General features: G+C 41.3%; 20 protein-coding genes and 1 pseudogene. 16 read left to right on the top strand and 5 right to left on the bottom strand.

Features of this window, described 5'->3' with window-relative positions:
* Window positions 1-13: 13 nt before the first annotated feature.
* From aceK to PAARA_RS11960, 5 genes are all read left to right on the top strand, one after another.
* A complete protein-coding gene (aceK, locus tag PAARA_RS11940) occupies window positions 14-1,738 on the top strand; it encodes a bifunctional isocitrate dehydrogenase kinase/phosphatase (protein ID WP_062569247.1) in 1,725 nt (574 codons plus the stop codon).
* 16 nt (window positions 1,739-1,754) lie between these two features.
* Complete coding sequence (locus PAARA_RS11945; RefSeq protein ID WP_062569248.1) at window positions 1,755-2,693, top strand: LysR family transcriptional regulator; 939 nt, start codon at window positions 1,755-1,757, stop codon at window positions 2,691-2,693.
* A 198-nt stretch (window positions 2,694-2,891) separates the two neighbouring features.
* Entirely contained in the window at window positions 2,892-3,335 is a 444-nt protein-coding gene (locus tag PAARA_RS11950; protein WP_062569411.1) for a ferritin-like domain-containing protein, read from the top strand.
* Window positions 3,336-3,831: 496 nt separating this feature from the next.
* Window positions 3,832-4,212, top strand: coding sequence for a hypothetical protein (locus tag PAARA_RS11955; RefSeq protein ID WP_062569249.1), 381 nt, complete (start codon window positions 3,832-3,834; stop codon window positions 4,210-4,212).
* A 113-nt stretch (window positions 4,213-4,325) separates the two neighbouring features.
* A complete protein-coding gene (locus PAARA_RS11960) occupies window positions 4,326-4,835 on the top strand; it encodes a hypothetical protein (RefSeq protein ID WP_062569250.1) in 510 nt (169 codons plus the stop codon).
* A gap of 183 nt (window positions 4,836-5,018) precedes the next feature.
* On the opposite strand, the gene PAARA_RS11965 is transcribed toward PAARA_RS11960, so the two are convergent.
* Window positions 5,019-5,996 (bottom strand): catalase family peroxidase, encoded by a 978-nt coding sequence (locus PAARA_RS11965; protein ID WP_062569251.1) that lies wholly within the window; start codon window positions 5,994-5,996, stop codon window positions 5,019-5,021.
* Window positions 5,997-6,285: 289 nt separating this feature from the next.
* Here PAARA_RS11965 and PAARA_RS11970 point away from each other — a divergent pair, with 289 nt between their 5' ends.
* Window positions 6,286-6,684 carry an ExbD/TolR family protein gene (locus tag PAARA_RS11970; RefSeq protein ID WP_062569252.1) on the top strand — a complete coding sequence of 133 codons (399 nt, stop codon included), beginning with the start codon at window positions 6,286-6,288 and terminating at the stop codon, window positions 6,682-6,684.
* A 60-nt stretch (window positions 6,685-6,744) separates the two neighbouring features.
* On the opposite strand, the gene PAARA_RS11975 is transcribed toward PAARA_RS11970, so the two are convergent.
* The 4 genes from PAARA_RS11975 to PAARA_RS11990 form a co-directional block, all read right to left on the bottom strand.
* A complete protein-coding gene (locus tag PAARA_RS11975) occupies window positions 6,745-9,594 on the bottom strand; it encodes a TonB-dependent receptor plug domain-containing protein (RefSeq protein WP_420806954.1) in 2,850 nt (949 codons plus the stop codon).
* A 170-nt stretch (window positions 9,595-9,764) separates the two neighbouring features.
* The gene (locus PAARA_RS11980) at window positions 9,765-10,835 is read right to left on the bottom strand and encodes a FecR family protein (protein ID WP_062569254.1); all 1,071 of its coding nucleotides are present in this window, start codon (window positions 10,833-10,835) and stop codon (window positions 9,765-9,767) included.
* A complete protein-coding gene (locus PAARA_RS11985) occupies window positions 10,832-11,392 on the bottom strand; it encodes an RNA polymerase sigma factor (RefSeq protein ID WP_062569255.1) in 561 nt (186 codons plus the stop codon). Before PAARA_RS11985 ends, PAARA_RS11980 begins: the two co-directional genes overlap by 4 nt.
* 82 nt (window positions 11,393-11,474) lie before the next feature.
* Window positions 11,475-12,350 (bottom strand): LysR family transcriptional regulator, encoded by an 876-nt coding sequence (locus PAARA_RS11990; RefSeq protein WP_062569256.1) that lies wholly within the window; start codon window positions 12,348-12,350, stop codon window positions 11,475-11,477.
* Between the two features lie 106 nt (window positions 12,351-12,456).
* Here PAARA_RS11990 and PAARA_RS11995 point away from each other — a divergent pair.
* The 10 genes and pseudogenes from PAARA_RS11995 to PAARA_RS12040 all read left to right on the top strand — a co-directional run bounded on the left by PAARA_RS11995 (window position 12,457) and on the right by PAARA_RS12040 (window position 25,850).
* A pseudogene (locus PAARA_RS11995) lies at window positions 12,457-13,109 on the top strand (peroxiredoxin-like family protein).
* A 70-nt stretch (window positions 13,110-13,179) separates the two neighbouring features.
* Entirely contained in the window at window positions 13,180-13,872 is a 693-nt protein-coding gene (locus tag PAARA_RS12000; protein WP_062569412.1) for a haloacid dehalogenase type II, read from the top strand.
* A gap of 255 nt (window positions 13,873-14,127) precedes the next feature.
* Window positions 14,128-15,330, top strand: a complete 1,203-nt coding sequence (locus PAARA_RS12005) for an efflux RND transporter periplasmic adaptor subunit (protein ID WP_062569257.1) — start codon at window positions 14,128-14,130, stop codon at window positions 15,328-15,330.
* A gap of 14 nt (window positions 15,331-15,344) precedes the next feature.
* Window positions 15,345-18,518 (top strand): efflux RND transporter permease subunit, encoded by a 3,174-nt coding sequence (locus PAARA_RS12010; RefSeq protein WP_062569258.1) that lies wholly within the window; start codon window positions 15,345-15,347, stop codon window positions 18,516-18,518.
* 104 nt (window positions 18,519-18,622) lie between these two features.
* The gene (locus PAARA_RS12015; protein ID WP_062569413.1) at window positions 18,623-19,216 is read left to right on the top strand and encodes a hypothetical protein; all 594 of its coding nucleotides are present in this window, start codon (window positions 18,623-18,625) and stop codon (window positions 19,214-19,216) included.
* 84 nt (window positions 19,217-19,300) lie between these two features.
* On the top strand, window positions 19,301-20,359 hold the full coding sequence (locus PAARA_RS12020; protein ID WP_062569259.1) for an agmatine deiminase family protein: 1,059 nt from the start codon (window positions 19,301-19,303) through the stop codon (window positions 20,357-20,359).
* A complete protein-coding gene (locus tag PAARA_RS12025; protein ID WP_062569260.1) occupies window positions 20,352-21,245 on the top strand; it encodes a carbon-nitrogen hydrolase in 894 nt (297 codons plus the stop codon). The genes PAARA_RS12020 and PAARA_RS12025 overlap by 8 nt, the downstream gene beginning before the upstream one ends.
* 29 nt (window positions 21,246-21,274) lie before the next feature.
* Window positions 21,275-24,748: a transcription-repair coupling factor gene (mfd, locus tag PAARA_RS12030; protein ID WP_062569261.1), complete on the top strand. Its 3,474-nt coding sequence runs from the start codon at window positions 21,275-21,277 to the stop codon at window positions 24,746-24,748.
* The gene (locus PAARA_RS12035) at window positions 24,748-25,581 is read left to right on the top strand and encodes a peptidoglycan binding protein CsiV (RefSeq protein ID WP_062569262.1); all 834 of its coding nucleotides are present in this window, start codon (window positions 24,748-24,750) and stop codon (window positions 25,579-25,581) included. Before mfd ends, PAARA_RS12035 begins: the two co-directional genes overlap by 1 nt.
* An 11-nt stretch (window positions 25,582-25,592) precedes the next feature.
* On the top strand, window positions 25,593-25,850 hold the full coding sequence (locus PAARA_RS12040) for a hypothetical protein (protein ID WP_062569263.1): 258 nt from the start codon (window positions 25,593-25,595) through the stop codon (window positions 25,848-25,850).
* Window positions 25,851-25,858 lie beyond the last annotated feature (8 nt).

Here is a 25,858-nt window from a genome sequence, read left to right on the forward strand (position 1 = left end):
AGAAGGGGTTTATATGCAACCACAACATATTGCAGAGCTAATTTTATCTGGCTTTCGCAATCACTATAAACTTTTTCAAGCAATAACAGCTAAAGCCCCCTATGCCTTTGCTCAGCAAAATTGGCAAAAGATTAATGAAATTAGCAAACTCAGGATCAGCCATTACGATGATCGGGTAAACGAAACAATTACAAAACTAAAATCGTTAAACGAGCAGCAAATCATCGAGCTTGATCAAACATGCTGGTTAGAAACTAAGCAAATCTATCAACATTTTTTAAGTTTCCACCCACAAGCAGAGCTTGCCGAAACATTTTATAATTCCGTTTTTTGTCGACTATTTCATCGTCGCTACTTTAACAATGATTTTATATTCGTCGAAGCAACACTCGCTGATGCACCTGCGCTTCCTGTTGAGGCTGAGTATAGAAGCTATTTTCCTGTTGTTGATGGCTTAAGACCGACTATTCGCAAAATCATCACCCAATTTGATTTTAAAGCGCCATTTGTGGATTTAGAACGCGACATCCGTCTATTGGTAAAGGCTTTTTATAAACAAGCACCCGATACACACCATCAAGCGTGGCAAATGCGTTTTGATATCCTGCAAGCACCTTTTTACCGTAATAAAGCTGCCTACATTGTTGGTCGTGTGGTGTCACAAAGTGGTGTGCAGCCTTTCATTATTGCTGTTTTACACCATGAAGACAAAGGCTTGTATCTAGATGCGCTACTGACCAAGTCATCACAAATGCGAGTTATTTTTGGCTTCGCACGTGCTTATTTCATGGTTGAAACCCATGCGCCATCGGCACTCGTTCGCTTTCTAAACCAACTTATGCCAAATAAGACCTTAGCGGAGCTATACAATGCTATTGGCTTTCACAAACAAGGCAAGACAGAATTCTATCGTGAATTTTTAAGTCACTTAAACCATTCTAAAGACAACCTCGTTATAGCCCCAGGTACACCTGGGATGGTGATGATGGTATTCACTCTTCCCTCGTTTGGTTATGTATTCAAAGTGATTAAAGACACCTTTGGCGAAAGCAAACCATTTGGCCGTGATACCGTATTGAAACGCTACCAACTCGTTAAAAGCCATGACCGCGTTGGTCGAATGGCAGATACAATAGAGTATTCGAACGTCGTATTTCCTCTTGCTCGCTTTGATAGTAAATTACTTGAAGAGTTACATAAAACAATTGGCTCTTCGATGATTATTGAGGGCGAGTGGCTGATTATTAAACATTTATATATTGAAAGGCGAATGACCCCCCTTAATATGTACCTTGAGAATGCCACTGAGCAACAAGCGTTTGAAGCCATTGAAGAGTACGGCCAAGCTCTAAAAGAAATGATTGCCGTCAACATTTTTCCAGGTGACATGCTTTTAAAAAACTTTGGGGTGAGTAAACACAATCGCGTTATTTTTTACGATTACGATGAAGTTCAGTATTTAACTGATATGAACTTTAGAGCATTGCCAAAAGCAAAATCATATGATGATTATTTAACAAATGAGCAAAGCTACTCAGTTGCGCCACAAGATGTTTTCCCTGAACAATTATGCACCTTTGTCACGGCAAACCCTGTATATAAGCAATACTTGCTGAGTACTCATCCAGAGCTTGAAGACCCTGAGTATTGGCAACAAGCGCAAAAGAATATAAAACAAGGCAAGGTGAGTCATATTTACCCGTACCCTGCCGGACAACGGTTTATCCATTATTGGTAAACACTAAGGACATGCAATGAATATAAGTAAAATAGATTTAAACTTACTTGTTTACCTCGATACGCTGCTAAGGGAGTGTAATGTAACAAAAGCAGCCAATCAGCTGAGTATAACTCAGCCAGCAATGAGTAACGGTCTCAAGCGTCTTCGCAATTTATTTAACGATCCTATCTTAGTTCGCACCAGTGAAGGTATGGTTCCAACTGAACGCGCTAAAGAACTGCAACCTGTGATCCGCGGCATTTTAATGACGTTAGAAGAAACGCTTGCCCCTAACCGCGAATTTGAAGCATCGCAAAGTAAGCGAGTCTTTCGTATCATGGCCAGTGACTACGCTGCAAGCACCCTCGCACCTCGCTTACTGAGTAAATTACACGAAGAAGCACCGGATACAACACTCGATATCTTAACACCAAGCGATGTGACCTTTCATGATGTTGAAAACGGTAAAGTTGATATGGCTATAAATCGCTTTGAAAACTTACCACAATCATTTCATTATAAGCAGATTTGGAAAGATAGCTTTTGTTGCTTAGTAAAAGCCGATAATCCTATTATTGAAGATTTTAGCCTTGATAGCTATTTAAAGGCCCGCCATATCTGGGTAAGTAAAACAGGCTTTGGTGTTGGCGTGGGTATGGATCCTAAAGATGTGCAAAAGCTTGGCTGGGTAGATGAAGCACTTGCTCATTTTGGTAAGCACCGGAATATTGCAACCTTCACACGTAATTATCATGTAGCCATTCACTTAGCAAAAGAACAAAACCTGGTTGCAACTCTGCCTTCAAAAGCTGCCAATATATACCTAGATGACCCTGGTTTAACGATTCTTGAGCCACCCTTCCCTATTCCTCCATTTGAGCTCGATATGATCTGGAGCCCTTTATTACACCGTGATGCCAGTCATATATGGTTACGTCAAAAAGTGGCTGAAGTCGCAGATGAGCTTAAGTAACATTTTACCTATTAATTTGTAATTATTGCTGATGTTTGCTCTATCGAGGACACATCAGCCCCTTTCTTATCTCTTTATAATTTTGCAAGTCTTTGAAAATAAAAGACTTATAAATAATTAACGACTATGGAACGTGTCTTGCTCTAATTTATGTGCATTGTTTTTAAGTTATTAAATTTAAATTTTAAAGAGGTCATTATGCAAACACATCAAGGACATGACGTTCATCATATTGCAGATATCATTCAAGTTATGAACAGTGGTATCGATTTTTATGAAAAAGCACAGGAAAAGGTTGAAGATCCAGCCATAATTGCACTATTTCAACGCATGATAGATGCTCGTAAAGTAAGCATAGAGCGCTTACAACCTTACGCCATCAATGAAACCGGTGAACGCGAAAATGGCTCTGCATTTGCTGTAGAAGCACGTAAAGCCTATACCGCGTTAATTACTAAACTTGGCGCTGATAAAGATAAAACCTACGTTGATGAGCTTGAAGAAGTTGAAGACAAAACACTTGCTGAAATAAAGCACGCACTCGACAAGCCTCAGCCGCACGACTGTGAAGCAGCGTTATCAAAAACACTGCTAACTATTCAAAGCTGTCACGCTGAAATGAGTAAGCTTAAAAAACACTAACTTGCTAACTAATCAAAGCCCAGTTCAGCTGGGCTTTTATCTATTTAGATGGAGTGGTTCGTATTTTATCTGAAAATTTAACCATTAGATTTGGGTATCATTTGAAAGACAACTAAGAGCTAACCACCATCTCTAGTTCACTATTTCCCGAAATTCAACTAAGTTCCAATAACGGACCATTTAGCATGACTCGTTTATGCCCCGAAACGAGTTAATGTAAATGCTCTAAAGGGCTGTTTTGAAAAATAACCAGATATTGAGTTTGGCTTAAAATAATAGTTAATTGATTTCCATCCTGTGTAGTATGCGCACATATTCAAGAAAATGAGCGACGAGCGCATTTTTTCTGAATATCTTTAGTACCAATAAAAAATTAGAATTGGCAATGCATTACGTTATTTGTTACTAATAGATTTATTAATACATGAGCGTGACATTGGCAGAAAGATGCGCGACGCGCGCACTATAAAATTGTTAGTTGCTTAGGGAGTACGAGTTGAATTTTGATGATTTAAAATCGTTCATCAAAACTGAAAATGATCAAGAGTTAAAGGTCATTTCGGATTCTTGGATAGTTAATAAGGGCATCAATTCCGAATTGAAGCCTTGGTTATCTAAAGAACAATTTAATCAAATTTTCTCAGATACGCATGAATATCAAAGTAATGATACAGTATTTGTATTTGAGTCCTTTGAACGTATATATAAAGGTTCAGGTTTAACTAAAAGACTAAATGAAAGTATCGCTTTGAGCTGGGCTAACTTTGATGCCTTTCAAACTACTACTGATATTCTTTATTTCTATATGGTTCCAAAAAGTTTAAATTGGGTTTTATACGCAAACAGAGATTTTTGGCAATTTGCGAAAGGTAACTAATAAGCCATTGTAGTGCGGGACTTTTTAACCGTTAGCTTTCCTCACTGCGTTCGTTATTTTAGCCAACAATTAAAAGCCCCTGAATGGGGCGTTAGACGACAAGAGAAACACTGATGATTGATGAACCAGATTGGTCATTACATGCAATAAGTTCTGCGATATCTTCAAGGTTTCTAGAGCTTTACGCTTCGATAATGGTGCAGCAAAGTGTCATTGAATATGAACTACAAATATGTGTTGGGCAGCTTTTAAAACTTGACAATGAACGTCTTCAGATTCTCACCGCTGAATTATCTTATCGTCAGTTAATTGCTCTTGTTTCTTCTTCCATGCTTAAATTTAGTGATCGAGATAGCGAAACATTTCGTGAGTTCAAATTCGCACTAGGCAAAATCGACGATTTCGAAAAAATAAGAAATGATTTGGCACATTCCATTTGGATGCATTCCCCAAATGGAATAAATCAACCTGGTGCCCAGAGGAAAAAAATTACAGCAAAAAGAAAATCCGGCGTTAGAGTAATAGAAGAAGTATATTCAGAAGAACAGTTAGAGACTGCGTGTAAACGAGGTAATTTTTACATTAAGGAGCTTCGTAAGCGGGTCAATGCTGTAGTCGTCTAACAATCACATTAAGTTGCTCGCTGGGACTCTGACACATTTCTGTCCAAAAACGAGTTTATCCGACAGCCTGCTTCTCTCTCATATACGCCTTTCAGGTTTGATTAATTCCTTTTAATCAAACCTGACAGATAGAATTAAAATGTATTTACTTTAATGTGTTAACTCCAAGCGATTTAATTTTATTTATTGCCCCGTTAAACGCTTAGCAAATGAAATAGCGTAGGCTGTTGAGCGTAACTTAAGTACTTTGTCATCACTTGGCATAAAGCCTTCAGACAATAGATTTGGGTCATAATTAGTGAGGTCGCAGCCTGATTCGCCCGTAGATTCTATCGTAAGCTTTCCTAAATTAATTGTTGTGCGATCAACAGGCCAACGAACTGAAGGATCCGTTAATGTATCACCTGGCTCGGCTAATTCAGCTTGAAAACGATAATGAACTTTGCCTTTGGCTAAATCCTCTTCAAGTCGCTTAGCCAGAAATGACTTGGGTAATGTTTTCATTTGCTCTTCTGTTAGCACTTGTTCTGGCTCTTCTGGCACCATAGTCCATCTAAAGGCATGCTTAGCGCCCTTTTCATCAACCATGTAAAAAGTATGTACGCCAAAATAACGCGAAGACACATACGATGCAGGCGGATTATGGCTTTGTAGCCAATTAAACTGACCCAAGGTACTCGGGTGTTGTTGCCTGTATGCTTTCACTTTTGCAAAATCGATTTGACCCGTTTTTTCGTCAGGTAATAAAGTGCTTAGCAAACCAAAAAATGCTTCAGGGCTGTTACCTGCAAAAACAGGCGTGGTAAGCCCTGCGATATTGTGCACATCACCATTTTCTAACACAAACTGCACCCCCATACCACGTGGTGAACGTGATGTTTCATCAGCGTGAGGGTTTCCACCGCCCATAGAAAAACGGATATTGGCTTTAGACGGCGCATTAAATAAAGGGCTGATTGAATACTGTTTTGCGGCTTGATTAGGTGTAAATGTGCCGACAGCGCACACACCTTTGGCGTGACCTTTTCTGATACCGGGCTGCTTACCCGAGAGCTTCTCAAATAAATTTATGAAATCTTGCCCATTTACTGATTGCTCAGCAAAACTTGCTGTGGGTAAAACAAGACATACAGCACAAACCAAAGACTTAATTTTTAGCATTTATCCATCCTTTTAACTTAGTTACATCGAGATGACCCAACAAAGCTCATTATGATTTCATTAAAGTTAATAAAAAAACTCTACCAACAAAAACGCTACAAACATTTAATAAACTTAGAATAATTATTTAACTACCGTATTTTTAAAAGCTGCTAACTTTAAATTTAGGATCCGAAAAACTGCTGTGGCGCCCAGCAATTTAAAAATAATCCGTGTTCATAACACGACTGTGGCTAGTGCACTTAATCATAAATTTTGTGTCTTGGCCAAAAACAACAAGGACCTAATTATGGTGAAACAACATAAAAAAATCACTGCAAACGCTGATGTAGATATGACCCCCATGCTCGATATTGTGTTTATCTTGCTTATATTTTTTATCGTAACAACCTCGTTTGTTAAAGAGCGCGCTATTGAAGTTAATCGCCCTTTGGCAAAACCAACTCTTGATAACCCGAAAAAACAAGCGCAATTTACTATCACTGAAAATGATAGTATTTACTTTGCAAACCGGCTTATAACACCAGAGCAGATAATCGCTAACCTCGCGTTATTTGCCGCACAATTTGAAATGACAAATGTGCAAGTAACAGCGAGTGAGCAAAGTAGTCACAAAACCTTGGTCACCTTGCTTGATAAAATAAAACAATATCAAGATGTACCAATCTCTATAGGCACGTCTTTATAACTAAAAAAGGGCCTAACGGCCCTTTGCAAGTTTATAATAATAAAGGAATCTAAAGAGAGTTTAGAACTTGTACTCTGCACCTACGTAGTAGTATGCACCGTTAAAACCAAATGGTGCTGAGCGACGAGAGTAAGTGAATACACCAGGGCTTGACACTATTGTGTTGCCGTTTGCATCAACAATCGTACCCGAGCGCGAATTACCAATGGTGTTCTTATCTGGATAAACATCAAATAGGTTATTAGCACCAATGTTAAACGATAAGTTTTCATCAAAGAAGTAACTCACTTTCACATCCGTTAAGATTTCAGCACCGTATGTTTGACGTCCACCGTCTTCCACAGTGTACTCACCATAGCGATTCAGTGATAAGTTTACTGTCCAGTCTTCAAGTCGATAAAGTGCACTTAAGTTAATGCGATCTTCTGGCTGCCACTCTTCGATGATTGACGTTTCTTGAGCAGAAAACACATCTTCAACAGGAATCGTTTCAAGACCACTGCCTGATGGCGTAAATAAATCAACCACATCTGTTTTGGTGAAGTTAGCAGCAAAAGTGAAATCGAGCGTACCGCCAAGGCCTTCAGTGTTCCATGTAGCAACTAAATCAACACCTTCTGTTTCTGTGTCCGCACCATTTAAGAAAAACTGACCAGCCCCTGCACCAGAGCTGACAAGTGCAGCATCAAGTGTGTCTGATAAACCTTTGCCTAAACGGTTAGAAATAACAATACGGTCATCAATATCAATCGAATAGTAGTCAATGGTTACGTTGATATTGTCAGTCACGTTATACACAATACCTAAACTGCGGTTTTGCGATTTTTCTTCTTTTAACTTAGGAATACCAATCGATTGCGCGAGTGTACTGTCGTTTCTAAAAGTACCCACTTGTTCAGCCACTAAGCTGCCATCATCGCCAACAACAAATTGTGTACTTATGTTATTAAAGTAAAGCTGTTGCATAGACGGTGCTCTAAAGCCTGTACTCAATGCACCGCGTAAAGAGACGTCTTCAGTAATCGACCAATTAGCCGCTAGCTTAAAGTTAACAGTGTCGCCAAAGCCTTTGTAGTTATCGTAACGAAGCGCGCCTGAGATAATAACATCATCGATCACGTAAGTTTCAGCATCCGCATAAAATGAGATCACATCACGTGATTCATCCACAGATGACGCAGGATCAGAACCACCAAAGCCTTGTGTACCACTGGCTGCATCTTCACTACCTACACCGCCGCTGAGGCCTGAATAAATGCTTACACCATCAACGGTGTCGTAATCACGATAAGCATATTCACTGCCCTCTAAGATGCGGAATTCATCTGTGCGGATTTCAGCACCCAATGCTAATGAAAAATTATCGTAATCTTTTGTGTAATCGAGATTAAGTGTTTGTAGAGATAATTCAAGGCCATATGCAAACGCTGAACGCGGGATAGTGGCACGAATTTCATCTGCTGATAAACCTTGCTCATAACGAAGTAAGTTTGCGTACGAACCATTAATTGTGTCACTTGTGGTGTAATCTATGCTGTTTTCACCATAGGTATAAGATAAGTCAATGCTTGAGTCATGATCGAACGACTTTTTAAAACCTACGTTATAAGACACGTCATCAATTACAGTATTAATTTTCGGCAAGAAGCCCATTGGAATTGTTGCATCACCGTCTTGTAATACAGGGTTACCAGTCGCATTGGCGTTATGGCGGAAAAATGCCGCTGATTCATTTTCACGGTTTGAATAAGTGATAAAGCCATACAGCTCACCACCAGCAAGTTCATAACCAGTATTAACCGTTAGCGCAAATTGCTGAGAATCAGCATCACCAATTCTAAATGTGTCACGCGGTGCTGTGAGTTCGCGTGGGTCACCAGCAAGTAAAGTGCCGTCATCAAGCTCCGTACAACCATAAAATTGACATGAGCCATGAAGGCCAGCACGGTTCGTTGGGGCGCGATCACGGTAGTTAATTGTGGTATTTAAATAACCATCATCACCCAGGGCAAAACCTTTGTTAAAATCAATATTAACAGTTTCGCCATCACCCTCTGAGTATTCGCCATAATTAATGGCTGCTTTACCGCCTTCTTCAGCATCTTTTAACACGATATTGATAACACCGGCAATCGCATCTGAACCATATTGTGCAGCCGCACCATCACGTAAAACTTCAATGCGCTTAATTGATGCCGCAGGAATAGCATTCATGTCAGTACCGGCCGTACCACGACCTACTGACGTATTAATGTGGATGATACTCGCTTGGTGACGACGCTTACCATTGATAAGCACTAAAGTTTGGTCGGGCCCTAAACCACGTAGTGTTGCCGGACGCAGCGCATCAGTACCATCACTGATAGACGAGCTGGAAAAGTTAAAAGAAGGGGCGATAGCTTGAAGCATACGGCCCACTTCTGTTTGTCCTGTATTTTCAAGTGCCTCCGCACTTAAAATATCAACGGGTACCGGTAAATCCTCAACTGAACGCCCTGCTACACGACTACCAACAACAGCGATTTTCTCGATATTTTCTTCTGCAGCTTGTTCTGCTGCAAATGCCTGATTATTGCTTGCAAGTAGTAACGGCACGACTGCAGCACTGACCCCTGAAAGGTTTTTCATGTTGTTATCTTTCCTATTGATTTGTTTGAGTTTTATACTCAGTAAACCAGTTTGATCAACAACCGCATCGAGCTTTGTACCTTGAAGCATGGTCTCAAGTGCATCTAGCTTGGTATAAAAACCAAACACCGACTGTGCTTGATATTGCTTAGCAAGCTCAAAAGAGAAAATAACCGTTTGGTCTGTTTGCTTAGCGAATTCAATCAAGGCTAAATCTGCTCGTTGCGCTTTAATATCAAATTGCAGCATTTGCTTTTCAGCAGCAATGGCTGGTTGCCCCATACATAAGCCGTAGACAGCCATCGACGCTGGAAATAAATGCAATTGTTTACTGCGCAACTTAATCAAACAGTTCAGAAAGAAAAATCCACTATGTAAATTTAACTTTTTTTTATTTAATTTTTTGTGATTAACATTAACAACGTGAAAATCATTTTTTTTCATGAGGGAAATTAGCTTTTACTTTCAAAACTTAAACTAACACGATGCTCGCCTAAGCGTTGATGTTTAACCGCTAAATTAGCGTGTAACGACTCAAGTAATCCTTTTATATCGCCAGCCTTGAAAACGCCCGCAACTTTTAAAGAAGTTAAATCAGGATCAGTCAATTCAAAACGGGTAGCTGTGTAGCGACTAACCTCTTGTAGCGCTTCACCTAAAGGCTCACCATTAAAAATAATCATACCATGCTGCCATGCTAAATCTCGTTGTACATCATCCATCGACAGTTGTTTAACAGGCTCTGTTTTACTGTGTTTTATAAGCGCTTTTTCACCCGAGACAACCACGTTCGCATGGAGTTTTTTTATCGATAGACTCTCGTTTGAAGCATCTTTTAAATGCTCAAAGTCATTTGCATCAACAAGCGTGTGTGGCTCTGCTATCATTACTTTGCCCTCTGTGACTACCAACTCAAGATCTGATGAAGTGTTACGCTGAACATTAAACACGGTGCCAAGCGCAGTAAAAGACTTATCCCCGGCAATGACTGTAAAAGGTCTGCTCGCATCCTTGGCAACATTGAAACGCCCCTCGCCTCGATTCAATATAAGTTGACGACGGTCGCCCGTGTACACCACTTCTAACTTTGTATTGGTGTTAAGCTGAACAATCGTGCTGTCTGGCAAGACATAGGTTGCCTGCTCACCGACTTTGGTTCGATAAATCTTTGTAAATTTCGCATGGTCGTCTTCAGCTGATTGCCAATAACTTGAGTAAATCAGTAAAACACAACCTAGTAACATCACAACTAGAAAACTTGCCGCGGTTGCCAAGCCAAAAACCGCAGGTTGTTTATGTTGAGTTTTTTCAGGAAAAAGGCTACTTAGCTCATTGAGCACACTCATTTCATCCCAAAGTTGAGCGAGTTCAAATAACGCATCTTGATGGGCACTGCTTTGTTTTGCCCATTGCTGTAACTCATGCACCTCTTTATCAGATAAGCCTCTGTCAATTGCGCTTACCCAACGACTCGCCTGAGCTTGAATCATATCTTTCGACGAAAAAGGATGAACATTACTCATTTATTCACCTCTTTGGCGGTTACATCAGTGGTATTTAATTGATTTAGTTGCTGAGTGTCATGTGCTTTCATAGCATGCAATGCATGCAAGAGCCCTTTGGCGATGTGCTTTTCAACTGTACTTTCGCTCAACTTCATTTTAATTGCGATTTCCTTTTGGCTTAGACCATAGACCTTTTTTAAAATAAAACACTTTTTAACTTGAGGGCTCAATTCGTTAGTCACGCGACAAAAAAATAAAAACCGCTCTTTTGAGGTGACTTCATCTTCAAGTGCCATTGAGCGCATCTGATTGGTGACTTGTTGATGCTCATCAAGGGACTCTTTGTATTTATTATCCCATTTCGCAACGTGATTTAATGCTAAGTGCTTAGCAGTTTTAAGCATATAACTGTGGGTATATTCAATATTTTGCTTAAGATCAGCCTCGTAACTTTTAATAAACGTTTCTTGAATTATATCTTCAACGTCATCAGGGCTGACAATACGTGCAACAAATCGTCTGAGTTTGCTTGATATATCAGTAAATGCGGTAATAATTCCTGTCTGTTCCGTCATCCGTAACTCGCACTTGTTATTTTATAACTAAGGGTACGAGATTTCATTTTAATTACAAGACAATTTGTTAATTTTCTGTTCTCTAAGTAAATAAACTTTTCATGAAATTATAAAATATCTCTGTTTTTCGAGTGACTAAACTGTTTTGAGGTTTTAAAAACCAGACTGGCGCATCTGCATCAGCTAAACAATTGGGTAATATTTCAATTAACTCTCCTTTGCTGAGTTCATCCTGAATAGCAATGTGTGATTTGATGGTGATACCATGCCCTGCAATCGCTGCTTGAGTCATGTTATCTGAGTTTGAAATAGTAAATCGAGTACGCGCATTGTGATGAATGACTTGATTATTCTCGATGAGCTTAAGTTGGCGTTGCCACGGTAAACACACCCAGTAATGATCAACCAAATCAGCCACTGACTTTGGCATACCATATTTTTCAATGTAGCTTGGTGCAGCACATAGAATACGCGAGTTAACAGCAAGTTTTCGAGATAATAAATTAGAGTCAACTAACTGTCCTACCCTAATCGCCACATCTTGTGCGTCATCCACTACATTCACAAAATGATCTGTAATCATAAAATCCAGTTTTAAATCAGGGTATTGTTGCTCAAACTGATTAAGCTCAGGCATAACAAATTTAGAAAAGACCCATGGCGGCATGGTGACACGTAATAACCCTGATATTGCCGACCCTCTTGCACCTATTTGATGCTCAGCATCATACAACGCTTCCAAAATTGCGCTTGCGCGTTGGTAAAAGACGTCTCCTGCTGGTGATAACCTAATCCGTCGGCTATCCCGAAAAATAAGCACGGTTGAAAGTGCCTTTTCAAGCTTACTTAAACGGTGGCTCACTGTTGCTGGCGATAAACCTTGTGCTTTTGCAGCCGCCACGACCCCTTGGTTCTCAACAATCGCTATAAATGTTTCTAAATCGGATAGGCTATACATATTTTCAATTCAATATTTTCGAATTTAGCTTTCACTTTTGCCTAGTATATATAAAAAAATAAAACACTATACTGCATTTTTTACCCTAATGGTCTGGAGCCACACTATGTCTTTAAAAAGCCAAATTGACGCATTCGAAGTACAGAAAAAAGCAAATGTCCCAAGCGATATCTTAAACTTAATGGACATTACCACCGACAAACTGATCGCTGAGCAGTTAAATCAACATGCATTACCAGTAGGCGCAGTATTTCCTGACTTTAGCTTGCCAAATAGTCATGGTGAAACCGTGACACTCTCGCAGTTATTAGACAAAGGACCTCTGGTGCTTAGCTTTTACCGTGGCGGTTGGTGCCCATACTGTAACTTAGAATTACGTGCGCTAAATGCACTTAAGGACAGTTTGCTAAACACCATGTTCAACTAGTAGCAGTTTCACCACAGTTACCTGATCACTCGTTATCCACTGAACAACAGAATGAATTAGCCTTTACGGTCTTATCAGATGTTGAAAATACACTAGCAAAAGCATGTGGATTAGTGTTCACATTAGATGAACGCTTAATTCCAGTCTATCAAGAGCTGGGCTTGGATATTCCTAGTGCAAATGGGGATAACAGTTACGAGCTTCCTCTTCCTGCAACCTACGTTATTGATAAAGACCGTACTGTTCAATATGTATTTGCTAAAGAAGACTATACGCTACGTGCAGAGCCAAGTGAGGTATTAAATGCGGCAAAAGGGTTGCAGGATGCGTAATGTCAGTCTATCAACTAAATTATTAGGTGCTTGTATATTAATATTTAGCACCTTAATTGGGAGTGAAGCTATGGCAAATAGTCAACATCTTGAAACCCCAAAAGTAATTGTATTTGATGTTAACGAAACCTTGCTTGACCTTGAACAAATGAGGGACTCTGTCGGGGAAGCACTTAACGGACAAACACAACTATTGCCTCTTTGGTTTTCGACCATGTTACATCACTCATTAGTTAGCACCGTGACGAATGACTACCATGATTTTGGTGAAATTGGTGTCGCAGCATTGATGATGGTGGCAAGTAACCATCAAATTAATATTACTAAAGAGCAGGCAAAACAAGCGATTGTACCACCGCTTTTATCTCTTACAGCACACCCAGATGTAAAGCACGGACTTGCTCAACTTAATGATAAAGGCTTTAAGTTAGTAAGCTTTACTAATTCATCAAATAAAGGGGTAGCAGCGCAATTTAAACACGCTGATTTGACGAAATTTTTTAGTGACCGATACAGTGTTGAAGATATCAAGGTATATAAGCCCGATCTTCGCTCATATCAGTGGCTACTTAAACAACTTAATGTAGCACCCCATGAGGCACTGATGGTAGCCGCTCACGGTTGGGATGTTGCCGGTGCAAAGGCCGCAGGTATGCAAACAGCCTTTGTTGCAAGACCCGGTAAAGCGCTGTATCCACTAGCGACAAAACCTGACTACATTGTTAATGATATAAAAGAGCTCGCTTTACTACTTAATCGTTAATTAAACCCTCAGAAGACTACAAACGGTAGTCTTCATACTTTTTATTGTTCATTTCGCACAAAACTCAGTAATTTTTATGTACAGAGCATTCATTATTTAGTCTAAAAAACAAACCAAAAAGTAAACTAAATGGTGTACCTTTAAAAGTTTTAGGTATACACTGATTGCGCTTAATCCTAGCATGGTTCGCCTTTTCATGACTTGTGGGCTATCGACTATGCTTACTATACTTAACAATTGGACTGTGGAGTAAACATGCGTCTGTCTTTCGCACCTGCCAAATTATCATTATCTTTACTATTTTTGATCGCTGCACCACTTGTATTGCAAGGCTGTTCCGAGGCCCCTAAACCACAAGAGCAAATGCATCCTGCTGCTGTTGCTACAATGACCATAAAAACAGAAGATGCACCATTCACGATTGAATTACCAGCAACCCTATCTGGCTCTAAAGAAGTTGAAGTTCGAGCGCGTGTAGCGGGTATTCTAGAATCACGTAATTTTGAAGAAGGTCAGCGTGTCGAACAAGGTCAATCACTATTTACTATTGATCTTGAACCATACCAGCTAGCTGTTGATCGTGCCCAGGCGGCTCTTGATGGTGCCAAGGCATCGCTGGTACAAACTGAACGAGACGTTAAACGTTTAGGAAAATTGCGTGCAGAGAAGTCAGTTTCACAACGCGATTATGATAACGCGAGCTCAGCTAATGATATTGCCAAAACAAACCTCGCAGCGGCCAAGGTTGCGCTAAAAGAAGCACAATTAAATCTTGAATATGCCCAAGTAAAAGCCCCTGTTGCGGGTGTAATGGGACGTGAATTTGTTTCTGAAGGTACGTTTGTTTCAGGCCCTGACGTTTTACTCACGCAAATGACCCAGTTTGACCCTATACGTATTCGGTTTGGTTTGTCAGAACGCGAACAACTACAAATGCGTCAAGATGTTAAAAATGGCTCACTAACGTTACCAGAGCAAGGCCACTGGAGAACGCAAATAAAACTTCAAGATGGTTCTTTGTACGCTAAAACTGGCGAAGTGAACTTCTCTGATGTGCGTATCAATCCGAACACCGGCACCAGCGAGTTTCAAGCTGTGATCTCAAATCCTGATTTTCAGTTACGACCTGGCCAATTTGTACGAATTGAGCTAACTGGCGCGGTACGCAAAAATGCCATCATCGTACCACAGCGCGCCGTACTCGATAACGGCACAGGCAAGTTTGTTTATGTTGTGAGTAAAAATGAACAAGGTATGGATGTAGCACTACCTGCGCCTGTTGAAGTGGGTGAATGGATAAAAAAACCAAACAATGAACAATTCCAAAACTTTTGGTTAATTCGCAGTGGTTTAAAAGAAGGCGACCAAGTGATTGTTGATGGCATGGCGCGTATTTTCTTCCCAGGTATGCCTGTCAATGTTGGCAAACCAGCCGCTAACTCAAGCCACGCAGAATAAGCACAGGGAGTCTTATGTTTTCTCGTTATTTTATAGACAGACCGATTTTCGCGTTTGTTATATCGATTGTTATTGTGCTTGCGGGCCTTGCTGCGATGCGCAGTTTACCTATTGCTCAGTACCCTGAAATAGCGCCTCCTGTAGTGCAAGTGACAGCTTCCTATCCAGGTGCATCTGCCGAGGTACTCGAACAAACAGTGGCAGCGCCGATCGAAAATGCAATAACTGGTGTTGAGGGCATGATGTATATGTCGTCTACATCAACTAGCTCGGGTTCGACCACAATTGAAGTAACATTTGAAATTGGCACTGATGTCGATCAGGCCGCAGTCAATGTTAATAACCGTGTTAAGCAGGTTGAAGCGCGCTTACCAGAAGAAACACGCCGCCAAGGTGTGGTGGTACAAAAAGGCTCTTCTAGCTTTTTACAGGTACACGCCTTTTATTCACCAGATGGTTCTCGCTCAAGTTTATGGACATCAAACTATGTCACTATGAATGTGCTGGATCGTATTAAACGTATTCCAGGCACTACGAGTGTGCAAATATTTGGTGCCAAAGATTACGCCATGCGTATTTGGTTACGTCCAGATGTTATGAGCCAGCTCGGTGTCACTGTTGAAGAAATCTCAGCCGCCATTCGTGTGCAAAACTCACAATATGCTGCCGGTAAAATTGGTGCGACACCAACGTCTAAATCTCCTCAAGAACTGGTTTACAGTGTGACCGCACAAGGCCGTTTGTCAGAGCCTGAGCAATTTGAAAATATTATTATTCGCTCAAATCTTGATGGCAGTAGCTTAAGATTAAAAGACGTAGCACGCATTGAGCTGGGTTCAAAAGACTATAACTTTAAAGGCACAATAAACGGTAAAGAAGCGGTACTATTAGGTATCTTCTTACAACCAGGCGCCAATGCCCTAGATGTTGCTGAAGAAGTAAACAGTGTTATTGAAGAAATGAAAAGTCAGTTCCCTATCGGGCTTGCTCATTTAACCTCATATGACACGACCCGCTTTGTTGAAGTATCGATTCGTGAAGTAGTAAAAACACTGCTTGAAGCCATGGTATTGGTATTCTTAGTGGTGTATTTATTCTTACAAAACTGGCGCGCAACACTTATTCCAACTCTAGCAGTCCCCGTATCACTACTGGGCACGTTTGCGGGTATGTACATGCTGGGTTACTCAATTAACTCGTTAACCTTATTCGGCATGGTGCTTTCGATTGGTATTGTTGTTGATGATGCTATCGTGGTGCTTGAAAACGTTGAGCGTATCATGCACGAAGAAGGGCTAGGTGCACGAGACGCCGCAGTTAAGGCCATGGGTGAAGTTAGCGGCCCTGTTGTGGCGATTGTTCTAGTACTGTGTTCAGTGTTTGTGCCTATCGCATTTTTAGGTGGCTTAACTGGTGAATTATTCCGCCAGTTCGCTATTACCATTTCGATTGCTGTAAGTTTATCGGGTGTGGTCGCCTTAACAATGACGCCTGCTCTTTGTGTGCTTATTTTGAAGCAAGAGCATAAGCAAACAGCCCGCTTCTTCTTATGGTTTAATGCTACTTTTACAAAAATCACAGGGCGATATGTAGGTGCCGTTGGCTTTATGATTCGACGCGGTTTACTCGGTTTAATTCTTATGACTGGGATGATTGTTGCAACTATAGGCCTTTGGCAAAATACGCCTGGTTCATTAGTGCCTGATGAAGACCAAGGTTATTACATCTCTGCGATTTTCTTACCTGACGGTTCATCACTTGAGCGCACCGAACAAGTAACGCAACAAGTTGTAAAAGCAGTGCAGTCAAACCCTGCTAACGAGAACGTGGTGGCGTTTACCGGTTTTGACTTTATTGGTGGTGGCTACAAAAATAGTGCTGCGACCTTATTCGTGACCCAAAAGCATTGGGATGAACGCGAAGTTGATACCAAAGCATTGGTACAAGAGCTCTTCATGAAAACAGCAGGTATTAAGGAGGCGCTGGTGCTTGCCTTTAATCCTCCGGCTATTTTTGGTTTAGGTAATACCGGTGGTTTTGAGTTTTACATTCAAAACAAAGGTGATAGTGACCCTGATAAGCTACAGCAAGCCATGCAGTTAATGACAGCCGAAGCGCAAAAGAGCCCTATCATCAGTGGTCTGCAAACACTCTGGCGACCAGATGCCCCACAATTAAAAGTGGATATTGATCGTGAACAAGCGCGTGCCATGGGTGTTGAGATAGATGCTGCATTTAATGCCCTTGCGGGTAACTTAGGGACTTATTACGTTAACGACTTCAATAAATTTGGTCGAGCATGGCAAGTGCTAATGTCTGCTGAACCCGAATTTAGAATGAAGCCTGATGACATTGGCCGTATCTATGTTAAAAACAACCAAGGTACTATGGTACCGCTTTCAGCATTCACCACCATTGAGTATAGCCGTGGCCCAGAAAATCTTAACCGCTACAACAACTTACCAGCTGTTAAACTGATGGGTAATGCAGCGCCAGGTTACAGCTCAGGCCAAGCCATTGCTGAAGTTGAACGAATTGCACAAGCCGTGTTACCCCCTAATATGACCTACGAATGGACAGGCTCTGCATTCCAAGAAAAACGCAGTTCTGGTACCACAGGAATTGCCTTAGGCCTTGCTGTGATCATGGTATTTTTGATTTTAGCAGCGCTATATGAACGTTGGTCATTACCATTTTCAGTTATGCTTGCCCTGCCATTTGGTACCTTTGGTGCGCTTATAGCAGTTTGGGTTGTTGGCATGACAAACGATGTGTACTTCCAAATTGGTCTGGTAACACTACTTGGTCTTGCCAGTAAAAACGCGATTCTTATCGTTGAATACGCCTTGATGAAACATCAACAAGGCTGGAGCGCAAGTACTGCTGCACTTGAGGCTGCTCGTTTACGTTTTAGACCAATCATTATGACTTCGCTTGCTTTCATTTTAGGCGTAGTGCCTTTAGTACTGAGCACTGGTGCAGGCGCGGGGGCACGTCACAGTGTTGGTACGGGTGTTATGGGCGGAATGATGGCCGCCACATTCCTTGCGGTATTCTTTGTGCCTTTATTCTTTTATTGGTTAACGGCGCGTAAGTTAACTGAAAAACGCTCAAGACAAGAACTTGCTGATGAGATAGCAGAACATCATCAACAAGAACATGTCAAAACCCAAGAGGGTAATCTGTAAAAAATGAAGGGCAAACAATGAGTTTGCCCTTTTTTTGATTATTGGATTACTAGCAATTTACAGCTTCCAACGCTAGTATTAAGGAAAGATGTGTGGAGTACAGCATGAATAATCAAAAATTAGCCGAATTTGAACAGTTTTTTCAAATCAACGAGAGCAACCGTGTCAATTTATATGCGGTTGAATCAAGTGCTGTGCCAAAAACCAATGCTGAACTCGAAGCGGATATCCCTGCTCTATTTAAACTTGCCAACGAAGTAAACGAACTTGAACAAACAAGCTTACGACCACTGCGTAATCTAGGTGATGTTGCACAGGAATTGGCAGCGTTTTTACAGGCGCAGTCTCGTAAAATCGATTTAATCATGAGTCATATCTTAGCTTCAGAGCAGCCTGACGATAACGCAAACTATTGCGATAGTTATGGCGGCGGTGGCGTAAAATTGACCTCAACTGATGTATATGAATTAGGGCAAACATTTCGCACTAAGTTATTCTTACAACACGAAGCATCGGCTATTTATTGCTATACCGAATTAGTGGCCATTGAAAAATGCGATGATGATAAATATCAATATACCTTATTGTTTACTGCCATTCGTGATGTTGACCAAGATTTAGTCGTAAGGGCTGCCTTACACGCACAAACACGTCAACTAAAAAAACGTCAGCAAGAAAACAATCAGCAAGACAATTAAAAATCGCGCTTAATCGCGCACAAAAAGCTGACATCTATGGCTAAAATGCTAAACTAGCCCCACCTTAGTTTGTTTATTACCTTCATGAAATTTAGACTTTTACCTGAATGGGCTGAGCAAGATGCCGTAATGCTCACTTGGCCTCATCAAGACACGGATTGGGCAGCAAATTTAACAGCTGTTGAGCCTGTGTATGTAGCGCTTTGCCAAGCAATTAGCCAACAACAAGATGTTGTTATCGTGGCCCATGATAATGCCCTAAAAACACATATTGCAGCTTTACTTACAAATACAGAGGTTGATGCTAATCGCATTCACTTTGTGGTGACACCGTGTAACGATACCTGGGCACGTGACCATGGCCCATTGACCTGCGCGAATATTGATGACGCAACGCAATTAAAAGTGATGGATTTTATTTTTAATGGCTGGGGCAATAAATTTGCAAGTGATCTCGATAACCAAATTAATCAAGTGCTTGTAAAGCAAATCGCTAATCCTAAAAATGCTTATCAGCAAAGTGAGCTGGTTCTTGAAGGCGGCGGCGTTGAAATTAATGAACACGGCGTGCTACTCACAACCAGCGAATGTTTATTAAACCCAAATCGTAACCCAGAACTTACAAAAGCGGATATAGAAAAGACGCTGATTGAGCAACTGGGTGCTACGTCTTTCCTTTGGGTTGATCACGGCTATCTTGCAGGTGATGATACCGACAGCCATATTGATACGCTGGTACGTTTTGCACCAAACAACACCCTTGTTTATGTTCAGTGCGACGATAAAAATGATGAGCACTTTGCTGCCCTTGATGCAATGGAAAAACAACTGCAATCATTTAAAACAGCAGAAGGTGAAAACTACACGCTGATTGCCTTACCTTGGCCAAAAGCAGTGTTCAATGAAGATGGTGACAGACTCCCTGCCACATATGCTAATTATTTAATTATCAATAAAACCGTTTTAGTGCCAATTTATGGTGACGAAAACGACCAACTGGCGCTTGGTCAGGTTGCCAAAGCATACCCAGATCACACTGTGGTGGGTATTAATTGTGTGCCAATTATTCACCAATTTGGCAGCTTACACTGTATTACAATGCAATTACCGCGCGGCTTTTTAGCAGGAACAAACAATGACTAAACCAACGCATTTAAAGGTTGCTCTTGTTCAGCAATCAAACACCGATAATGCTCAAGACAATATGGCAAAATCAATTGCTGGTATTCGTGATGCAGCAAGCCAAGGCGCTAAGCTTATTGTTCTACAAGAGCTACACCGCAGTTTATATTTTTGCCAAACCGAAGATGTAGATGTTTTTGATTTAGCAGAAACCATTCCGGGCCCAAGCACAGACATCTTAGGTGCACTTGCCAAAGAACTCAATGTGGTGATCGTGTCATCATTATTCGAAAAGCGTGCTACAGGTCTTTATCACAATACTGCTGTGGTACTTGAAACTGACGGCAGCATTGCCGGTAAATACCGTAAAATGCATATTCCTGATGACCCAGGTTTTTACGAGAAGTTTTACTTCACACCGGGTGATTTAGGTTTCGAGCCTATTCAAACCTCTGTTGGTAAACTAGGCGTATTAGTGTGTTGGGATCAGTGGTTCCCAGAGGCTGCACGCTTAATGGCCATGGCCGGTGCTGAAATTTTAATTTACCCTACAGCCATTGGTTGGGACCCGCGTGATGAAAAAGACGAGCAAACACGTCAAAAAGACGCCTGGGTTATTTCACAACGCGCTCATGCAGTTGCCAATGGCGTACCGGTGATCAGCTGTAACCGTGTTGGCCACGAAAGTGATCCAAGCACTCAAAGTGAAGGTATTCAGTTCTGGGGTAACTCGTTTATTGCGGGTCCTCAAGGTGAAATTTTAGCTGAAGCGAACAACAGCGATGAGCAATTACTCGTTGTTGAATTAGACCAAGCACGTAGTGAAAACATACGTCGAATTTGGCCATACCTTCGTGATCGTCGTATCGATCACTATCAGGACTTAACCAAGATTTATCGAGACTAAGCAGTAAAAACAGTTTAAAGGAGTAGTAAATGGCGTTTGCGCAATGGGCAGCATTGCCTTGGGTAAAATCTGAAAAAGATAAAATTCAATGGGGGCAACTTACCGGTAGCGGTCTTAGCATCGCCATCGCAGAAGGTGTAAAACAACACAACGAGCTGGTTGTGATTGTCACCCCTGATACGCCAAGTGCCCTACGCCTTGAAACTGAACTCGAATTTCTGTTGCCTGAAAACCCAGTCATGGTCTTCCCTGACTGGGAAACACTGCCTTATGATCATTTTTCGCCGCATCAAGATATTATTTCGGCGCGCTTAGCCACGTTAAATACCTTAAAAAAAGAACAACAAAGTGTATTAATTGTGCCAGTATCGACCTTGATGCTGCGTACTGCCCCTGCTTCGTTTATTTATGGTTCAACCCTTAACTTTAAAGTGGGCGACACCCTAGATACCCACACACTGCGTGAAAACTTAGAACAAGCCGGCTATTTACATGTACAACAAGTGATGGAGCATGGTGAATACGCGATTCGTGGCTCTATTGTTGACTTATACCCTATGGGTAGCCCGCACCCATTTCGTTTAGACTTTTTTGATGATGAGCTCGACAGCATTCGTTTATTTGATGTTGAAAGCCAACGTTCAGATGAAAAGGTCGACAAAATTGAGTTACTGCCAGCTCACGAATTCCCAACCAACGATGCTGACATTGAGCGTTTTCGTATTAATTATCGTGAACATTTTGGCGCAAGCTCTGAGCAAGACTCAATTTATATGCAGGTTACCAAAGGAACCTGGCCTGCGGGTATCGAATATTATATGCCACTGTTTTTTGATGGACTGGCAACTATTTTCGATTACTTACCAAGCAATACGACGTTTATGCATTTTGGCGATATAGAACATGCAGCTGATCAATTTTGGCATGATGTGAATGTACGCTATGAAAACCGCCGTGTTGATCCGCTCAGGCCTTTACTTGAACCTGTAAAGCTCTATCAAAGCGTTAATGAACTATTTGGTGAATTTGCTAAATACGCACGTATTCGTTTATCGCAAGCAAAGTTAGGCACCAAAGCAGGGCATACAAACCTTGCCAGTAAAGAGCTGCCGAATGTGCGTATTGATCATAAGTTACATGAACCGTATCAAGGTTTAATTGACTATGTTGCCAGCGAGAAAAAACAAAAAGGCCGCGTGCTGCTCTCAGTTGAATCGGATGGCCGCCGCGAATCATTACTCACCTTATTAAAACCAAGTGGTTTAAAGCTTAAAGAATTTGAATCGTTTAGCGATTTTACCAATAGTACCAGTGATGTTGGCCTTATCGTTTCACCACTTGAGCAAAGTGTGGTGTTAGACGGTAAACCGCGTTTAACCATCATTACAGAGCAAGAATTATTAGGCATCAAGGTTTCGCAGCGACGACGCCGTAAACACAAATACGAAGCCAGCCAAGATGCGCTTATTCGTAACCTTGCTGAATTACGTGAAGGCCAACCAATTGTTCACCTTGACCATGGTGTCGGCCGCTATCAAGGCCTTGAAACTATCGATGCTGCGGGTGTGATCACCGAGTTTGTTACGATCATCTACGCCAACGAGGCAAAACTATACGTGCCCGTTTCTGCGTTACATATGCTGAGCCGCTATTCAGGTGGCGAAGAAGCCTCTGCCCCGCTCCATAAATTAGGCTCCGATGCGTGGGAAAAAGCCAAGAAACGTGCCGCCGAGAAAGTCCGTGATGTGGCTGCTGAGCTATTAGATATTTACGCTAAACGACAAGCAAAGCCTGGCAATAAATTTAAGCTTGATGGCAGTGCATATCGTCAGTTTAGCGATAGCTTCCCATTTGAAGAAACTGACGATCAACGCAACGCCATAGAGTCTGTGCTGGGTGATATGCAAAGTAAACAAGCAATGGACCGTTTAGTGTGTGGTGACGTTGGCTTTGGTAAAACAGAAGTGGCAATGCGCGCAGCCTTTGTTGCAGTAAATGATAATAAGCAAGTCGCTGTACTTGTCCCAACCACACTGCTTGCTCAACAACACTATGAAAACTTTAAAGACCGTTTTGCCGATTTACCCATTGAGGTGGGTGTTTTATCACGTTTTAACTCAACCAAAGAGCAGAAAGATACCCTAGATAGAATGGCCGAGGGTAAATTAGATATCGTAATTGGTACGCACAAGCTTATTCAACAAGATATTCAATTTAAAGACTTGGGATTATTGATTGTTGATGAAGAACATCGCTTTGGTGTGCGCCAAAAAGAAAAAATTAAAGCATTACGTGCCGATGTCGATATTTTAACGCTCACTGCAACCCCTATCCCACGTACATTAAACATGGCAATGAGTGGCATGCGTGACTTATCCATTATTGCCACACCGCCTGCGAAACGTTTAGCCGTTAAAACCTTTGTTAGACAAAGAGATGCTGAACTTATCCGCGAAGCAATTCTGCGTGAGATTAAACGTGGTGGTCAGGTGTATTTCTTACATAATAATGTTGAAACGATCGACCGAGTTGCGGAAGAAATCACTGAATGGGTCCCTGAAGCCAGCGTAACAACGGCACATGGTCAAATGCGAGAGCGCGAGCTTGAGCAAATTATGAGTGATTTTTATCACCAAAAATATAACGTGATTGTGTGTACCACCATTATCGAAACCGGTATCGATGTACCCACTGCCAACACTATTATTATGGATAGAGCAGACAAGCTCGGTCTAGCACAGCTTCACCAATTGCGTGGTCGTGTTGGCCGTAGCCACCACCAAGCGTATGCCTACCTACTGACTGGCAACCCCAAATCGTTAACTAAAGATGCCGTTAAGCGCCTAGAAGCAATTGAATCACTGGAAGATCTAGGTGCAGGTTTTGCGCTCGCAACGCATGATTTAGAAATTCGTGGTGCTGGTGAACTGCTCGGTGATGATCAATCAGGTCAAATGCAAACCATTGGTTTTAGTTTGTATATGGAGATGCTTGAACAGGCGGTCAACTCGCTCAAAGAAGGCAAAGAGCCAACCCTTGAAAACTTGCTCGGCCAGCAAACTGAGGTTGACTTAAAGCTACCAGCGTTATTACCCGATGATTATATTCATGATGTAAATGCACGTTTAGGTATCTATAAACGCATTGCAAGCTGTGCTAACCTCAATGATATGGACGAGTTACAAGTCGAGCTGATTGACCGTTTTGGTCTGCTGCCTGACGCGACGAAAAACTTATTCAGTCTGCAGCAATTAAAACTACAAGCAAGTCATATTGGTATTAAGAAGATTGAAGCAAACCCGAAAGGCGGCTATTTTGAGTTTAGCCAGCATACAAAGGTTAACCCTAGCTTCATTATAGGTTTGATACAAAGTGCACCGCAGGTGTATAAAATGGATGGCGCAAACAAACTGCGCTTTGCTATTAGCGAGGCAAATCCTCGTGAACGCTTAAAAATGGTCACTGCAATGATTGCAGATTTCGAAAAAAAGGTTAGCCATTAATGTTGTTTAGAAATAGTTTTATTTTGCTTTGCTGCTTATTTACGAGCTCAGCCTTTGCAACTCGCTGGTTCGAAATTGAAGTTCTTATTTATAAACAGCGCCCTGCCCCTTACTTACAAGAAGATTTCAGTTTAAAACACGATGAAATCAATGCAAAGAACAAACTGGACTTGCTCACGCCAGCCCTTGAAGAACAAGCAAGGCAAGCCTGTATAGAAGGTGACACTCGTTTTAAATCAAACTCTTTTACAGACAGTCTAGTCAGCAACTCACCGCACTCTAATGTGTGTGATGATAGTGTGGACTTTTTATCTAGCTATACGCAATTACCTGTTACACCTTCAGTTAAGTCTCGTGAAGATACTGATGAAATATATCTTATCGCTTCATCAGATTTACAATTCACTGAACAAAAAAACCAGCTGGATAGAAAAGGCTTAACCCCTATTTTGCATACCGGTTGGCGTTTCCCTGAAATGAGCCAATCAAGAGCGCCCAGTATACGCCTATTTGCTGGGGAGCATTTACAATCTGAACAATCAACGACTACAAATATTGATACCGATTTTATAAGCTTGGTCTCGCCTACACAGCAATATATACCTGACACAATACAAAGTGCTCCCAAGTGGGAGTTAGATGGCTTAATGAAAATATATGTACGCCATTACCTTTTCATTAATGCCGACTTTGATATTAGCAAACGTTTAGAGACTGGTGACTACGAGAAAGCTCGCTTTTCACAATTTAAACGTGTGATTAGTAATGAAATACACTATTTCGACCATCCTAGAATGGGGATGATTGTACAAATACGACGCTACAACCATTAATGGAAATGACTATGAAAAAATATATGGTAATTGCTGCAACAGCGCTTGCATTAGCCGGCTGTTCAAAAGTAAGTTTAGAAAATTACGAAAAGATCAAAATCGGTATGGATAAAACAGAAGTAGAAGCCATTTTAGGCTCTGCTGATTCATGTGAGGAGAAAACCCTACACACGAACTGCATTTGGGGTAATAAAGATAAAAATATCGAAATAACGCTCGTTTCTGACAAAGTTTCGCTATACAGCAAAACAGGTTTGGGCGCTAAATAACTTCCTCG

Origin of the sequence: Pseudoalteromonas arabiensis (genome assembly GCF_001550155.1) — a bacterium.
Classification (GTDB): Bacteria; Pseudomonadota; Gammaproteobacteria; order Enterobacterales; family Alteromonadaceae; genus Pseudoalteromonas; species Pseudoalteromonas arabiensis.